Below are 15,809 nucleotides of genomic sequence, written 5' to 3'. Positions count from 1 at the left end.
CGCGAGCGCCGCCGGACCCCCGGCCGGGGAACGCGTCGAATTCGCGCAGGAGGTGCGTGCCGAGGTCGAGCGCCGGAAGCGGGCGACGGGCCTGCGTGACTTCGACGACCAGCTCGCGTTGCTGCACCGTGTGCTGAGCGATCCCGAGCACGGCGCGGCTGCATGCAGGCGGATCCGCGCCCGGTTCGGTGTCGTTCTCGTCGACGAATTCCAGGACACGGACCCCAAGCAGTGGGAGATCCTCCACAGGGCGTTCCACGGCCACAGCACTCTGGTGCTGGTCGGCGATCCGAAGCAGGCGATCTACGCCTTCCGCGGTGCCGAAGTGCTGAGCTACCTCGATGCGGTGAACACATCCGATGCACACCGCGAGCTCACCACCAACTGGCGCAGCGACGCCGACCTGATCACCGCGCTCGACCATGTGTACGGCGGTGCAGCACTGGGTGATCCGAGGATCACCGTGCACCGGGTCGACGCCGCCCGCGACGGAACGCGCCTTGCGGGGACGGCTCCGGTGCGGCTGCGTCACCTGCCGCGCACCGGCGCCGGACCATTGGGCAAGTCGGGGTACCCGACGGTCGGGCCGCTGCGAGCCAATGTGGCGCGCGATGTCGCTGCCGATGTGGTGGCGCTGCTCGACAGCAACACCACCATCGAACGAGGCGGGAGTCCGGAGCCGGTGGAACCCGGCCACGTCGCGATTCTCGTGCGGACACACGCCCAGGTGTCCCTCGTGTACGAGGAGCTCCAACGGACGGGTGTGCCGTGCGTCCTCGCCGGCGGGACGAGCGTGTTCGCTACCCCCGCTGCCCAGCAGTGGCTGTGGACCCTGCAGGCTCTCGAACAACCGCACCGCACGGATCGGGTGCGTCTCGCAGCTCTGACACCGCTGCTCGGATACACCGCAGAGGATCTTGTGGAGCGCGGTGACGAACTGGTCGCGCAGGTCGGTGGGGTGCTCCGTGATCTCGCGTTGGCGTTCGCGCAGTCCGGATTCGCGGCTTTGTTCGAACGTCTCGCCACGGTGGGCGAACTCGAGGCGCGCCTGCTCCGAACAGTGTCAGGGGAGCGGCAGTTGACCGACCTGCGGCACATCGCGGAGCTGCTCGACGATGCGGCGACCTCCGACTCGTTGGGTATTGCGGCGCTGACCCGATGGTTCGAAGACCGGATGACCGATCCGGGACGCGGCAGCTCCGACCGCAGTCGTCGCCTCGACAGCGACGCCGCAGCCGTGCAGATCCTCACGGTGCACGGCAGTAAGGGGCTGGAGTTTCCGGTCGTCTACGTGCCGTACGCATGGGATGCCGCCAAGAACCCGAACCCCGACACCCTGCTGCTGCACGAGGACGGCCGCCGGATCCTCGACGTCGGCGGTGAGGGCAGCCCGGGCTACGGCGAGCGGCGCCGCACCCACGAGGCGGAGGAAGCCGGTGAAGAGCTACGCCTGCTGTACGTGGCGCTGACCCGTGCCTGTTGCCAGGTCACTCTGTGGTGGGCGCCGTCCTACGGGACCGCTCGCTCGCCGCTGCACCGAGTGTTGTTCGCGCGCAACCCAGGCAGTTCCGAAGTTGCGCCCGCCGCGGGCATTCCCGCCGATTCGGTGATGGCCGAACAGTTCGCGTCGTGGGCGAAGGCCGCCGGCGGTCTGATCTCCGTGGAAGCCACCGGAATCGTCGGCAAGAAGGAGATCACCTGGTCGAAGCCGCAGCGGGACGAAACGTCCCTGGTCGCTGCGCGGTTCACCCGGGTGCTCGACGGCGCGTGGCGGCGCACCTCGTATTCGGCGCTCACCGCATCGGCGCACGAGGGCGTCGGCGTCGGCAGCGAGATCGAAGAACCGGAGAAGGACGACGAGCCGGAAGAACCGCCGTTGGCGACGCCCGATCCCGCCTCGGAGGGGATCCCGTCGACCATGAACCACCTGCCCGGAGGCACGGTCTTCGGCACCCTCGTCCACGCCGTGTTCGAGATTGTCGACACCTCCGCCGCCGACCTCGAAGGCGAACTCACCGAGTGCTGTCGCGACGTGGTGGCTCAGCGACTGTCCGACATCGATCCCGACGAGCTCGCGCAAGCGCTACTGCCCGTCCTCTACACCCCGCTCGGCCCACTCGCGCGCACGCTGGCGGACTTCTCACCGAAGGACAGACTCGCGGAACTCGACTTCGAATTGCCGCTCGCGGGAGGCGACGATCCCGCTGCCGTGACCGTCACCCTGGTGCAGGTTTCCGATCTGCTCCGACGCCACCTCACACCCGATGACCCGCTGTTCGAGTACGCCGATCACGTGCGTACCCTCGAGCCGGTGCCGCTGCGCGGATACCTCACGGGCAGCATCGATGCGGTCCTGCGCGTCGACGGGCCGCGGTTCGTCGTCGTCGACTACAAGACGAACCGTCTCGCCCCCGGTGAGCTGACCACGGGCCACTACACCCGCGACGCGATGGCAGCGGAGATGATCCGGGCCCACTATCCGATGCAGGCGCTACTGTATTCTGTTGCGCTGCACCGATACCTGCGGTGGCGCATGCCCGGTTACGCCCCGAAGACGCATCTCGGTGGGTCGCAGTACCTGTTCGTTCGCGGTATGGCCGGACCGGACAGCCCCCCCGGCAGCGGGGTGTTCGACTGGACGCCGCCCGCCGCGCTCGTCACCGACCTGTCGGATCTGCTCGCCGGAAGGGCACTACCGTGATCGAAGCCCGAATTGCGCAGCGGGGCAAAGGCGCCCTGCGCGAGTTCAACGAAGCGGGGGTGTTGGCCGCTGCCGACGTCCACGTTGCGCTGAGACTTGCGAACCTCGGAGGCGAACCGAACGCCGACGTGCACCTGGCCACCGCCCTCGCCGTTCGTGCCGTGCGCTCCGGATCGGTGTGCCTCGACCTGACGCGGCTGCGCGACGTCACCGTCGACGAGGACGCGGACGGAAACCCGGTGGTCGACCCGGAGTCGTTGCCGTGGCCACACGACCGCGAGGTCCTCGGCGCCCTGCAGCGCAGTCCGCTCGTCATCGGCGGCGACCGCGGGTCGCTGCGACCGCTGCGCCTCGTCGACACCGACGAAGGGCCGTTGCTGTACCTCGACCGGTATTTCCGGCAGGAACAGACGATCCGGGAGGTCCTCGCCGCACGCGGCGACGGCTTCCCTGCGGTCGACGACGACCGGCTCGCCGTTGCACTCGACGAGTTGTTCCGCGACCAGTCCGATCGCACGAAGCCGTCCCCGGCGCCCGATCGTCAACGTGTTGCGGCTGCGCTTGCCGCCACGCACCGCACCACCGTGATCGCCGGCGGCCCGGGAACCGGAAAAACACACACCGTCGCGCGGATTCTCGCATTGCTCGAGACGATGGAAGGCCCCGGTCTACGCATCGGACTGGCGGCACCCACCGGTAAGGCCGCGGCACGTCTGCAGGAATCTGTACGCGAGCAGGAGTCGGTGCTGCCGTTGCCACCGGGGCTCACTGCCATGACGCTGCACCGCATGCTGGGCTGGCAACGCGGCCGCACCCGTTTCCGCTACCACGCCGACAATCACCTGCCGTACGACGTCATCGTCGTCGACGAGACCTCGATGGTGTCGCTGACGATGATGTGCCGGCTGCTCGAAGCGGTCCGACCCGATACGCGCCTCGTCCTGGTCGGCGACCCCGACCAGCTCGCCTCCGTCGACGCCGGTGCTGTGCTGGCCGACCTGATCGCGCGGCCGGTCTCCGGAGGCGTCAACCCGGTGTTCACCAGGGCCGCAGCCCGCGACCTCGAGGCCGCCGACGATCCGGACGAGGCCGCCTTCAGGCCTGTCGAACACGACCGGTTGCGGGGTGGGATCGTGCGGTTGAGCCGCGGTCGCCGATTCGGCGGTGAGATCGCGCGGCTGGCGGTTGCGGTGCGCGACGGCGACGGCGACAAGGTCGTGGAGATCCTGAACAGTGGTGCGCCGGAGATCGCGTTCCACCGGCCCGACGACGTCGAGTCGCTGCGGCGTGACGTCGTGGGCTCGGCCCAGGAGGTCACCGCAGCCGCTCTGACCGGCGACATCCACGCAGTTCTCGAACGGTTCGAGACCCACCGTCTGCTGTGCGCGCACCGCGACGGCCCGTACGGAGTGCAACGGTGGGCGCGGCAGGCCATGGAATGGATCGGTACATCGACGGGTCGCCGGCTCGATCCCGAGCGGTGGTATCCAGGGCAGCCGCTGCTGGTCACGGCCAACGACCACGAGGCCCGCATCTACAACGGCGACACCGGTGTCGTCGTGCGCCGCGACGACGGTGACCTCGTCGCCGCCTTCGCGCGCGGCGAGCAGCCGTTCGTGCTCCATCCGAGCCAGCTGTCGGCGGTGCAGACCGTGTACGCGATGACGATCCACCGCAGCCAGGGAAGCCAGTACGGCACCGTGTCGGTGATCCTCCCCGACGAACGATCGTCGCTGCTCACCCGCGAACTGCTGTACACAGCGATCACGCGCGCGCGGTCCAAGGTGCGGATCGTGGGGACGGAAGCGGCGGTCCGTGCGGGAGTGGAGCGTCAGGTGCTGCGAGCCAGCGGGTTGCGGCGCGAGATCCGGGTCTGACTCTCCGGTCGCCATCTGGCGTGCCATCCTGGAGGGAGACTGCACTCGGCCGACGTTGCGGACCGTCGGCGGGGAGCGACTACTGTGCACTGGTTGGATGCGGACGGATACGTGATCGGGCGACTGTTGGTCACCCGAGGTCTCGCCGCGCTGTATTTGGTGGCGTTCCTGGCCGCTCTGCTGCAGTTCCGTGCACTGATCGGCGAACGGGGAATGCTGCCGGTACCCGACTTCGTCCGCCGACGGTCGTTCCGCTCGGCGCCGAGCGTGTTCCACTGGCGGTTCACCGATCGCACGTTCGCAGCGGAGGCGATCGTCGGTGTCCTCCTGGCGGCGCTGACCCTCGTGGGCGTCACCGAACGCCTGCCCCTGATGGCCTGCATGCTCGTGTGGTTCGCGTTGTGGGTGCTGTACCTGTCGATCGTCAATGTGGGGCAGGTCTGGTACGCGTTCGGGTGGGAATCGCTACTGCTCGAAGCCGGAGTGCTCGCGATCTTCCTCGGCAACGCGGAGATCGCACCGCAGTTCCTGGTGCTGATCATGCTGCGCTGGTTGCTGTTCCGGGTCGAATTCGGGGCGGGCCTCATCAAGTGGCGTGGCGACCGCTGCTGGCGTGACCTGACATGTCTGTACTACCACCACGAGACCCAGCCGATGCCCGGCCCGCTGAGCCGATGGTTCCACCGGCTGCCGCGTCCGCTGCATCGGATGGAGGTGGCCGGCAACCATGTGACACAACTCGTTGTTCCGTTCGCATTGTTCATACCGCAACCGGGAGCCGGCATCGCCGCCGTGATCATGATCGTGACGCAGCTGTGGCTGGTGCTCAGCGGCAACTTCGCGTGGTTGAACTGGATCACCATCGTGCTCGCCTTGTCGGTGCTGCCCGACAGCTTCTTCGCCGTCGTGCTCACCCCGAACCCCGATTTCGCGCCGACACCCGGGCTGTTCACCGCGGCGGTCATCGCGTTGACGGCCGTGGTCGCAATTCTCAGTTACCGGCCTGTGCGGAACCTGATGTCGAAGCGGCAGGCGATGAATGCGTCCTTCAATCGCTGGCATTTCGTCAACACCTACGGTGCGTTCGGCAGCATCACCCGCACGCGCATAGAGGTGATCGTCGACGGTACGACCGATTCGGTCGTCACACCGGCAACCCGGTGGCACGAGTACGAGTTCAAAGGCAAACCCGGCGACGTGTTCCGCCGTCCCCGCCAGTGCGCGCCCTACCATCGCCGACTCGACTGGATGATGTGGTTCGCCGGACTCTCGCGTGACTACGCGGTCGGATGGTTTCCGCAATTCGTGGTGAGGCTGCTCGACAACGATCCCGACACCCTGCGGTTACTGCGCCACAACCCGTTTCCGGACGCACCTCCCGCACTGGTGCGCGCCCGAGTGTTCCGATACCGGTATGCCACGAGGGCGGAACATCGCGCGTCCGGGGCGTGGTGGGTGCGTGAGGAGGCCGGGGACTTCATGCATCCCGTATCGCGCGCTGACCTGGCCGGGTTGTGATCGCCGCAGCTCTCATCACCACAATTCGTAGTCGTCGTCGGTCACGGTGAACCCGTGCGAGTCGGTCTCGCAGGTGACGCCGGTGGTCTCGTCGATCACGCACGTGAACGGGCCGACCACCAGGGCTTCCCCATACGGAAGGGTCTGTGCGGACCGGGTGGGATCCATGAACGCGATATCGCCGATGTTGACGAACTCGCCCTCGCCGGAGGCTTCGACCAGCACGACATTCGCTGGCACCGTGACATCGGGTGCCCCGCTGCCGGGAACGCGGGGAGCGCTCGGCGGCATCGTGCCCTGGCAGCCCGCGACCGGGTCGGTGTGAGTGAGGATCGCGCACTCGAACTTACCGCTCTCGGACAGGAAGTAGTACACCCCCGGCTGTGCGCCCGCGTAGTCCGCGGAATCGGCCGGAACCGGTGCCTTCGTGGTGGTCGTCGTGGTGGTAGTGGGAGCGGATGATGTCGTCTGCGCAGCTGTCGTGGTCGGGTCGGCGGCAGTGGCCTCTCCGGAAACCGTGTCGCCGCAGGCTGTGACGGTGACGAGCGCTGCGGCGAGTGCGATGAACGATGCGGTGGTGCCCCGGCTGATCATGCCGGGAGCATAGCGACCCGTTCGTGGGACGGTCAGTCGCCCACCCGCTCCCCGGTCTCGGGATGGAACAGGTGCACGGTGCCCTCACGCTTACGCAGATGGATTGTGTCCGCCAGGCGGGCGGGGGTGCGGGTCAGCGAGCGCGCGACGATCTGATTTCCGCTACCGGGTACCCGCGTGTGCACATACGATTCGCTACCGAGCTCTTCTACGAGTTCGACGACGGCCTCCACACCCGCGCCGTCGGTGATCTCGAACTGTTCGGGTCGGATACCGGCCGTCACCGACGTGACGCCGGCCGAGTGGAGGCTGGTGATCCGATCGCGCTCGACGGGGATCACGGTGTTGCCCACGAGAACTCCATCGTCTGTGACGGTCGCCGGCAGTAGATTCATGGCGGGGGAGCCGATGAACCCGGCCACGAATGCATTCGCGGGCCGGTCGTAGAGTTCGGTCGGCGACGAGAATTGCTGCAGCTGCCCCCTCCTCAGCACCGCCACGCGGTCACCCATCGTCATCGCTTCGACCTGGTCGTGGGTGACGTACACGGTGGTGGTGCCCAGTCGACGCTGGAGCGCGGCGATCTGCGTGCGGGTCTGCACGCGCAACTTCGCGTCGAGATTCGAGAGCGGCTCGTCCATACAGAACACCTGCGGTTCGCGGACGATTGCGCGCCCCATCGCGACACGCTGGCGTTGACCGCCGGACAGCTTGGCGGGTTTGCGATCCAGGTACTCGGTGAGGTCGAGGACCTTGGCGGCCTCCTCGACCTTCCGTCGACGTTCGTCGGCGCCGATCCCGCGCATCTTGAGGGCGAAGCCCATGTTCTCGGCGACAGTCTTGTTCGGGTACAGCGCGTAGTTCTGGAACACCATCGCGATGTCACGGTCCTTCGGTGGAACGTCGGTCATGTCGACGCCGCCGATGGAAATCGAACCCTCGTCGATGTCCTCGAGACCCGCGAGCATGCGCAATGCGGTGCTCTTGCCGGACCCGGACGGTCCGACGAGAACGACGAACTCTCCATCCTCGATGTCGAGGTTCAGCGAATCGACGGCAAGCGAGTCGGCGCTCTCGTAGATACACGAGGCGTTCCGGTAGGTGATCTCGGCCATGATGGAAACCCTTCGTATCAGCAGTAGTTCGAGTTGGATCGTGCTATTTGATGGCGCCGAACGACAGGCCGCGCACGAGCTTGTTCTGTGCGACCCATCCGGCGAGGACGACGGGCAGAGCTGCCATGGTCGCCGCGGCCGAGAGTTGCGCCCAGTACAGTCCCTCGCCGGTGATGAATCCGACCATGAAGACCGGAATCGTCTGCGCCTGAACAGCAGTGAGGTTGACGGCGAAGAAGAACTCGTTCCACGAGAAGATCACGCAGATGAGCGCGGTCGCGGCGATGCCGGGTGAGACGAGTGGGAGTATCACCTCGCGCACGGAAGTCCACAGACTCGCGCCGTCCATGCTGGCGGCCTCGAGCAGTTCGCCCGGAACCTCGAGGAAGAACGACCGCATCATCCACACTGCGATGGGCAGGTTCATCGCTGTGTACAGGATGATCAGAGCCCAGATGTTGTCGAGCAGACCGATATTCGCGACGATCACATAAAGTGGGATGATCGCGGCGACGATCGGCAGCATCTTGGTGCTGATGAAGAAGAACAGTGCATCCTGGGTCCTGCGGACCGGGCGCAACGACAACGCGAACGCCGCGGGAACTCCGAGCAGGAGCACGAACACGGTCGAGACGATGGTCGCGAAGGCCGAATTGAGCAGTGCTGTGCTCGCACCGGTCTCGAATACCGACCGGAACTGGTCGAGGGTCGGTGTGAAGAAGAACTTCGGTGGATCCGAGTATGCGTCCGACTCCTGCTTGAACGCGGTGAGTACCATCCAGAACACCGGGAAGAAGAAGCCGATCGCGGCGATCCATGCGACGACACCCCACGGGTTCATCTTGCGGTGCTTGCGTTTCCGTACCGTCCGTGCGGCCCTACCGGTGGGCACTTCGGTGTCCGACGTCTGCGGACCCGCAGCTGTGGTGCTCACGCCGCTTCCTCCTTACCGGTGAACGACTTGAAGATCAGGCGCAGTGCAAAGGTCGCGATGATGATCGTGGCGATCACGACGACCACACCCATCGCCGCGGCCTGGCCGATGTCGAAGCCGAGGAACGCGCGCTGGTAGATGTAGAACGGCAGATTCGCGCTCGCGGTGCCGGGCCCGCCCTGCGTCATCATGTAGATCGCGTCGAACGTGTTGATGAGATAGATGGCGCCGAGCACGGTGCCCAATTCGATGAATCTGCGCAGGTGAGGGAGGGTCAGCTCGCGGAACAGTGCGAATCCGCTCGCACCGTCGACCCGGCCGGCCTCGAGAATGTCGCGGGGCATGGATTGGAGCCCGGCGAGTATCAGCAGCATCATGAACGGAGTCCACTGCCAGATCAGCGCGACCATCACGGTGGGTAGCGGAAATCTACTGATCCAATCGACCTCGCCGACGCCGAACGGCGACAACACCCAGTTCACGATGCCGAAAATGGGGTCGAACATCGAGGTCTTCCAGACCAATGCTGCTGCTACCGGTGTGACCAGGAACGGCGTGATCAGCAGGGTGCGGACGATTCCGCGTCCGAGGAAGGCACGGTCGAGCAGCAGTGCGAGCAGCAGACCGAGTATCACCGAGATCAGCACGGTTCCGACGATGAGGATCACCGTATTGAGTGCCACCTGCCAGAACTGACTGTCCTGGAATACGTCCACGTAGTTCTGGAGTCCGACGAACCGCCGTGAGCCGGGGCTGACGAGGTTCCAGGACTGCGTGGAGTAGAAGAGGGTGAACAGGAACGGTATCTGCGTCACCACGATCATGAAGATCAGTGCGGGCAGCAGTGGACCGCGCAGTCGCCACCCTTCGGCGCGGGAGACCTTCTCGTCCTTCGCTGCTTTGACGCGGCGGATGCGTTCGGCCATGTCCGGTGTCGGTTGAGGCACCTCGAGGGCAGTCACTGCGATTCCTCCCGATACGTTGCGCCGACGGCTTCGGCGTACTTCTGGGCTTGATCGAGCGCTTCGGCGACGGTTTGACGGCCGGCGATGGCAGCGCTGATCTGTTGGCTCACCCGGGTGCCGAGATCCTGGAATTCGGGTATCGCCAAGAATTGGATTCCGGTGTACGGGACCGGGTCTACTGTGGGGTTCGCTTGGTCGGCGCCCTCGATGGATTCGAGGGTGATGGGCCCGTACGCCTGCGCTGCCTCCTTGTACTCGGGAATCTCGTACGTCGAGAGGCGGCTACCGGGGGGAACACGCTCCCACCCGAGTTCTTCACCGACCAGGCGCATGTAGTTCTGGTCGGTCATCCACGAGATGAACTTCCATGCGTCTTCGGCGTTCTCACTGCTCGCCGGGATTCCGAGCGACCACGTATAGAGCCAGCCGGACGGGTCCTTCTCCATGACGGGTGCGGGGGCATAGCCGATCTTGCCGACAACATTGCTCGAGGACGGGTCTTCCAGAGTCGAGACCGCGGAGGTCGAGTCGTACCACATCGCGACACGGCCCTGCGCGAGTTGCGTGGCGCATTCGGTGAACCCGCTGGTCGCAGCGCCGGGCTGGCCGTAGGTGCGGACGAGGTCGACGTAGAACTCGACGGCGCGCTGGACCTCGGGAGAGTTGAGCTGGGCGTTCCAGTCCTCGTCGAACCAACGGCCGCCGAAGGTGTTGATCACGGTGTCGAGCGGCGCCAGCAGTTCGCCCCAGCCGGGCTTGCCGCGGAGGCAGATCCCATTGATGTCGGGTCCGTCGAGTTGTGCTGCGGCGTCGGCGACCTCGGTCCACGTCGGCGGATCGGACAGGGTGATCCCGGCTTCCTCGAACAGGTCCTGTCGGTACATCAGGAACGACGACTCGCCGTAGAACGGCACCGAGTACATGTCGCCGTCGTACGAGAGTGCCTCGCGCAGAGACGGGATGAAGTCATCCTGGTCGTATCCCTCGGTGGCTTCGATGAAGGTGCCCAGGTTGGTCAGCCACCCGTACTCCGCCCACTGCGGAGTTTCGTAGTTGCTGATCATCACCACGTCGAATTCTCCGCCTCCCATGGCGGTGGATGCGGTGATCTTTGCGCGGGCTTCGTTCTCCGACAGGGTGACGAAGCGGAGATCGATGTCCGGATTCTCTGCCTCGAATTGCGACGCGAGCGAGCGTGCGTCCGTCATCTGGGAATTGGACACCATTGCGATGGTGACGGTCCGGTCGGATGCGCCGAGGGATCCGGCTCCGGCGCAGCCGGAGAGCGCCAGGCACAGCGCTCCGGCTCCGGCAATCAGCTTTCCGGTGAAACTGATTGTGCGGGTACTGCTTCCGGGTGGTTGCACGGCCATCTACCTCATTTCGGTGGGATCGAAGCCCGAGTCGTGCGGGTGGGTGGGGGATCGATCGAGGAGCCATTCTGCGCAGGCGATGTCGCAGACGAGCATGGTTGCGTAGCCGCCGCAGAGGGCGCCGTGGGCCGCGCGGTGCTTCGACGCGCCGCCGGCGACGAGGATTGTCGAGGGACATGCGGCGATCTCGGACAACGGTGTCGACATCGTGCGGGATTCGAGTTCGACGTGGGCGGGTGTTCCGTCCTCTCGGAAGAAGCGGCCGCCGATTTCCCCGACCGCGCCCAGCTCGTCGAGCGTGTCGAGCATCGCAGTGTCGAGGAAGCTGCCCTCGAACAGCGTTGTGGAGGAAGACACTGCGCCGACGCCGAACATCATCACGTCGGCTCGGGAGCCCAATTCGAGCGTGCGGGAGATCACCGAGTCGGTGCGCATGGATGCGACGGTCGTGGCGTCGGCGTACAGGGGAGTGGGGAGCCGAACCGGCTGCGCCTGAAGCTGTTCGGCGCATCGTCCGAGCACGTACTCGGTGCCGGTCTGGTAGGTGCTCGTGGTGACAGAGCCGTCCAGTTGCACGATTGTCTTGCACGTCGCCACGCCGGACGGAATCGCTTGGGCGACAGCGATGGTTTCGGGCCCCCAGGTGAATCCGAGGGTGTCGGCGGGCCGGAGGCGGCGGGTCAGGAGTGAGGCGGCCGCGCGGCCCAGCACGGCGAAGCTCGCCGAGTTGTCCACCGGCCCCCGGTCGTCGACCCGAACGCCGACGACCACTGCTTCGGTGAGTCCGAATCGCTTCTCGAGCGCGTGCTCGATATCGGCGTGCAGGTCGTCGCGGAGATGGGGAGGTGTGGTGACCTCGATACGGACGAGGCCATGAGTGCGGGCGCGGGCCACGAGTCGTCCGGCAGTCGCGCGGGAGACACCGAGTCTGTCCGCGACCTGGGCCTGGGTGAGCCCGTCGAGGTAGTAGAGGGTTGCCGCGCGCAGTGCCAGGCGGAGGTCTTCGGGTGCGGCCGTGGTGTCGCCATCCGGTGCCTTCGGTACTGGACTGGGTTTCGTCACGGAAGGGCTCTCCTCGATGGCCTGGGCATTCGAATCTCATGAGCAAATGCGCAGGGGTGCGTTCATATGCTCAGTAGGTTAGCATCGAGGTGTGATCTACACAACAGATTCGACTCTTCCTGCGACGATGCGCGCGGCAGTCCTCGTCGAGCCGGGGCGGATCGAGATGGAGGAACGCCCTGTTCCCGAGCCCGCCCCCGGTGATGTGCTGATCCGCGTCGCGTCGGTGGGGGTCTGTGGATCCGACGCGCACTACTACCGTGAAGGCCGCATCGGCGAATTCGTGGTCGAGGCGCCGCTCGTCCTCGGGCACGAGGCGTCCGGAACGGTAGTCGCTGTCGGGGAGGGCGTGTCCGCCGAACGCGTCGGGCAACGGGTGTCGATCGAGCCGCAACGCCCCGACCCGGGCAGTGCCCCGACCCGGCGCGGCGACTACAACCTGTGTCCGCACATGCAGTTCTATGCGACGCCACCGGTCGACGGCGCGCTGTGCGACTACGTGACCATCGGCGCACACTTCGCTCATCCCGTCCCCGACACGGTGTCCGACGACGCCGCGGCGCTGTGCGAACCGCTCTCGGTGGGGATCGCCGCGGTCCGGAAGGCTCGGGTGACGGCCGGGTCGAGCGTGCTGATCAGCGGCGCGGGCCCGGTCGGCATCGTCACCGTCCAGGTCGCGCGCGCATTCGGGGCCGTGGACATCGTCGTGACCGACATTGACGAACACCGACGCGAAGTCGCGCGGAGGTTCGGCGCCACCGCCACCCTCGATCCACGATCGGACGACACGTCGCATCTGCGGGTCGACGCCTACATCGATGCGTCCGGATCGCCCGCCGCGGTGAATTCGGGTATCCGCGCCGTCCGCCCCGGGGGCACCGTCGTACTCGTGGGGTCGGGCGCCGAGACGATGCCGATACCCGTGCAGGTGATACAGAACCGGGAATTGGTGCTCACCGGCGTCTTCCGATATGCGAACACGTGGCCGACGGCGCTGAGCCTTCTCGAGTCCGGTCGGGTCGACCTCGATTCGATGGTCACCGCGCACTTCCCGCTCGAGAAATCTGTCGACGCCCTCGAATCCGATCGGGTCCCCGGCTCGATCAAGGCAGTTGTACACCTATCACCCACCGTGGAGGCGCAACGTGGAACCGAGTGAAGAGACCCTGCCGGAGCTGGGTATACCTACGCCGACCTACTCCCGGGACGACGTGACCGTCGGCATCGTGCATTTCGGTGTCGGGGGATTCCATCGTGCGCACCAGGCGATGTACGTCGACCGTCTGCTCGAGCAGGGCCTCGCGAAGGACTGGGGGATCTGCGGGGTCGGCGTGATGCCGGGCGATCGGCGCATGCAGGAGGCGCTCGCCGCCCAGGACAACCTCTACACGCTGGTTCTCACCCACCCCGATGGAACATGGGAACCCCGCGTGATCGGGTCGATCGTCGACTATCGGTATGCGCCCGACGAACCCGAGGCCGTCATCGAACTCCTCGCCGCACCCACCACGAAGATCGTCTCGTTCACCGTCACCGAGGGCGGATACAACATCCGCCACGACACCGGCGAATTCGACATCGACAACCCGGCCATCAAGCAGGACCTGACCTCTGAAGGCCCACCTGCCACGGTGTTCGGCCTGGCCGTCGAAGCACTGGCGCGCCGACGAGCTCGGGGCATTCCGTCCCCGACACTCATGTCCTGCGACAACATCGAGGGCAACGGCGTTGTCGCCCGCCGGGTGTTCACCTCCTATGCCCGCATGGTGGACCCCGAACTCGCGGACTGGATCACCCAGAACACCCGTTTCCCGAACTCGATGGTCGATCGCATCACTCCCGTCACCACTCAGAGTGTGATCGACGAACTCTCGTTGCGATTCGATGTCCAGGACCGCTGGCCCGTGGTGGCGGAGCCATTCACAACGTGGGTCCTCGAAGACGACTTCACCGACGGGCGGCCACCGTTCGAAAAGGCAGGTGTGCATCTGGTCGGCGACGTCGCGCCGTACGAGCTGATGAAGTTGCGACTGCTCAACGCGAGCCACCAGGGGCTCTGTTATTTCGGGTACCTGATGGGCTACCGCTACGTGCACGACGCAGCGCAGGATCCGTTGATCGCGCAGTTCCTCCTGAACTACATGGCCGACGATGCGATACCCACCCTGAAGCCGGTCCCGGGTATCGACCTCGACGAATACACTCGGACACTCATCGAGAGGTTCGCCAACCCCGAGATCAGAGACACCATCGCGCGACTGTGCGCCGAATCGTCCGATCGCATCCCCAAGTGGCTGCTGCCGGTCATCCGGGAGAATCTCGAGAGCGGCGGCCACATCGTCCGCTCCGCTGCGATCGTCGCATCCTGGGCCCGCTATGCCGAAGGCGTCGACGAACACGGCACTCCGATCGAGGTGGTGGACCGTCTTGCCGAGGAACTGGTGCCACTCGCGCGCAAGCAGTACACCCACCCGGCAGTGTTCATCGAGAACACCTCGGTGTTCGGGGATCTCGCCCGGAGCACCCGCTTCGTCGACGCGTACACCTGGGCCCTCAACTCCCTGCACAACGAGGGCGCGAAACGCACCCTCGAAGCCCTGCCTGTGGAGCCGGAATGAGTGGCCGGGCACTGATCGTCGGAGAAGCCCTCATCGACATCGTCCGCCGCGGCGACGACGAGCCCGTCGAACACGTCGGCGGGAGCCCGCTCAATGTCGCTGTCGGGTTGGGGCGGCTCGACCGGGAGGTCCGGCTCGCCACGAGCGTGGGCGCGGACGAACGCGGCAGGCGCATCGTCGGTCATCTCGATGCATCCGGTGTCGCCCTGACCGACGGCAGCGTGTCGCCGACGAGTACCGCGACCGCGTCGGCGAGGATCGGCGACGACAACGCCGCCACATACGAATTCGATATCAGCTGGCAGCCCGAGCTCCCGTCGCCGGCCTCTGATCTGGCGCTCGTCCACACGGGTTCGATCGCGACCGTGCTCGAGCCGGGATGCGACGCGGTCGCCGATCTCGTCGAGCAGCAGGCGCGCACATCGACGATCAGCTTCGACCCCAACATCCGGCCGGCGCTGATCGGAGACGACCAGCGCGGTCGGGAACGGATAGCGCGGCTGGTGGCACTTTCGGATGTCGTCAAGGTCAGCGACGAGGACCTGGCATGGGTTGCACCGGGACGCGACCCGCTCGACATCGCACGCGACTGGTTGTCGCGAGGGCCGTCGATCGTCGCCGTCACGCGTGGAGCGTCCGGTGCTGTCGCGGTGTGCCGCGCCGGTGTCGTCGAGGTGCCTGCGAAGAAGGTCGACGTGGTCGATACCGTCGGTGCGGGCGACGCATTCACCGTCGGCCTGCTCGATGCGCTGTGGGAGCTCGGACTGCTGGGGGCGGAACAGCGCGAGAGGCTGCGCGAGATCGGCGTGGGTAACCTCGAATCCGTATTACACACGGCCTCTTCGATGTCGGCGCTCACCGTCGCTCGTCCCGGCGCGGACCTTCCCACGCGTGCGCAACGCGACCGGGCGGTGACACCATGACGTTAAAGATGTTTCGATAATAGGGTGTGTCGCTGCACGGGATTCGCGCCGTACTACTTGATCATTGACGAATGGCAGGGAAGAAGACCGGTTCCGGCGAGGGCCCGAACACCCGGAAAGTCAAGCAAC

At 66.1% G+C, this 15,809-nt stretch carries 12 protein-coding genes; 6 read left to right on the top strand and 6 right to left on the bottom strand.

Annotated features, from left to right (window positions below; all coding sequences use genetic code 11):
- The 3 genes from Q7514_RS32830 to Q7514_RS32820 form a co-directional block, all read left to right on the top strand.
- Positions 1-2,701: UvrD-helicase domain-containing protein (locus Q7514_RS32830; RefSeq protein WP_330137341.1), on the top strand; the 2,701-nt coding region annotated here is incomplete at its 5' end.
- Positions 2,698-4,578, top strand: a complete 1,881-nt coding sequence (gene recD / locus Q7514_RS32825) for an exodeoxyribonuclease V subunit alpha (RefSeq protein ID WP_330137340.1) — start codon at positions 2,698-2,700, stop codon at positions 4,576-4,578. The genes Q7514_RS32830 and recD, both read left to right, overlap by 4 nt.
- A gap of 84 nt (positions 4,579-4,662) precedes the next feature.
- Complete coding sequence (locus tag Q7514_RS32820) at positions 4,663-6,096, top strand: lipase maturation factor family protein (RefSeq protein ID WP_330137339.1); 1,434 nt, start codon at positions 4,663-4,665, stop codon at positions 6,094-6,096.
- Positions 6,097-6,111: 15 nt separating this feature from the next.
- Here the strand turns inward: Q7514_RS32820 and Q7514_RS32815 are convergent, their stop codons facing one another.
- From Q7514_RS32815 to Q7514_RS32790, 6 genes are read right to left on the bottom strand one after another with little or no spacing between them, the layout of a single operon-like run.
- On the bottom strand, positions 6,112-6,690 hold the full coding sequence (locus tag Q7514_RS32815) for a hypothetical protein (RefSeq protein ID WP_330137338.1): 579 nt from the start codon (positions 6,688-6,690) through the stop codon (positions 6,112-6,114).
- Positions 6,691-6,722: 32 nt separating this feature from the next.
- Positions 6,723-7,805 carry an ABC transporter ATP-binding protein gene (locus Q7514_RS32810; protein ID WP_330137337.1) on the bottom strand — a complete coding sequence of 361 codons (1,083 nt, stop codon included), beginning with the start codon at positions 7,803-7,805 and terminating at the stop codon, positions 6,723-6,725.
- A gap of 43 nt (positions 7,806-7,848) precedes the next feature.
- Complete coding sequence (locus tag Q7514_RS32805) at positions 7,849-8,739, bottom strand: carbohydrate ABC transporter permease (RefSeq protein WP_408016230.1); 891 nt, start codon at positions 8,737-8,739, stop codon at positions 7,849-7,851.
- On the bottom strand, positions 8,736-9,665 hold the full coding sequence (locus Q7514_RS32800; protein WP_330137344.1) for a carbohydrate ABC transporter permease: 930 nt from the start codon (positions 9,663-9,665) through the stop codon (positions 8,736-8,738). Before Q7514_RS32800 ends, Q7514_RS32805 begins: the two co-directional genes overlap by 4 nt.
- A 32-nt stretch (positions 9,666-9,697) precedes the next feature.
- Positions 9,698-11,077, bottom strand: a complete 1,380-nt coding sequence (locus tag Q7514_RS32795; RefSeq protein ID WP_330137336.1) for an ABC transporter substrate-binding protein — start codon at positions 11,075-11,077, stop codon at positions 9,698-9,700.
- Entirely contained in the window at positions 11,078-12,139 is a 1,062-nt protein-coding gene (locus tag Q7514_RS32790; RefSeq protein ID WP_330137335.1) for a sugar-binding transcriptional regulator, read from the bottom strand.
- 127 nt (positions 12,140-12,266) lie between these two features.
- On the opposite strand from Q7514_RS32790, the gene Q7514_RS32785 reads away from it, so the two are divergent.
- From Q7514_RS32785 to Q7514_RS32775, 3 genes are read left to right on the top strand one after another with little or no spacing between them, the layout of a single operon-like run.
- Positions 12,267-13,298, top strand: a complete 1,032-nt coding sequence (locus Q7514_RS32785) for an NAD(P)-dependent alcohol dehydrogenase (protein WP_330137343.1) — start codon at positions 12,267-12,269, stop codon at positions 13,296-13,298.
- Positions 13,285-14,757, top strand: coding sequence for a mannitol dehydrogenase family protein (locus Q7514_RS32780; protein ID WP_408016229.1), 1,473 nt, complete (start codon positions 13,285-13,287; stop codon positions 14,755-14,757). The genes Q7514_RS32785 and Q7514_RS32780 overlap by 14 nt, the downstream gene beginning before the upstream one ends.
- Positions 14,754-15,680: a carbohydrate kinase family protein gene (locus tag Q7514_RS32775; protein ID WP_330137334.1), complete on the top strand. Its 927-nt coding sequence runs from the start codon at positions 14,754-14,756 to the stop codon at positions 15,678-15,680. The genes Q7514_RS32780 and Q7514_RS32775 overlap by 4 nt, the downstream gene beginning before the upstream one ends.
- Positions 15,681-15,809: the final 129 nt, after the last annotated feature.

This window comes from Rhodococcus artemisiae (genome assembly GCF_036327795.1).
GTDB lineage: Bacteria > Actinomycetota > Actinomycetes > Mycobacteriales > Mycobacteriaceae > Rhodococcus > Rhodococcus artemisiae.
The sequence above is the reverse complement of the archived record's forward strand: the minus strand, read 5'-3'. Positions and strand labels throughout refer to the sequence as shown.

Coding starts and splice junctions, on each gene's coding strand:
- Q7514_RS32785 (WP_330137343.1), top strand. CDS start 12,267: ATGCGCGCGGCAGTCCTCGTCGAGCCGGGGCGGATCGAGATGGAGGAA.
- Q7514_RS32815 (WP_330137338.1), bottom strand. CDS start 6,690: ATGATCAGCCGGGGCACCACCGCATCGTTCATCGCACTCGCCGCAGCG.
- Q7514_RS32795 (WP_330137336.1), bottom strand. CDS start 11,077: ATGGCCGTGCAACCACCCGGAAGCAGTACCCGCACAATCAGTTTCACC.
- Q7514_RS32800 (WP_330137344.1), bottom strand. CDS start 9,665: ATGGCCGAACGCATCCGCCGCGTCAAAGCAGCGAAGGACGAGAAGGTC.
- Q7514_RS32775 (WP_330137334.1), top strand. CDS start 14,754: ATGAGTGGCCGGGCACTGATCGTCGGAGAAGCCCTCATCGACATCGTC.
- Q7514_RS32810 (WP_330137337.1), bottom strand. CDS start 7,805: ATGGCCGAGATCACCTACCGGAACGCCTCGTGTATCTACGAGAGCGCC.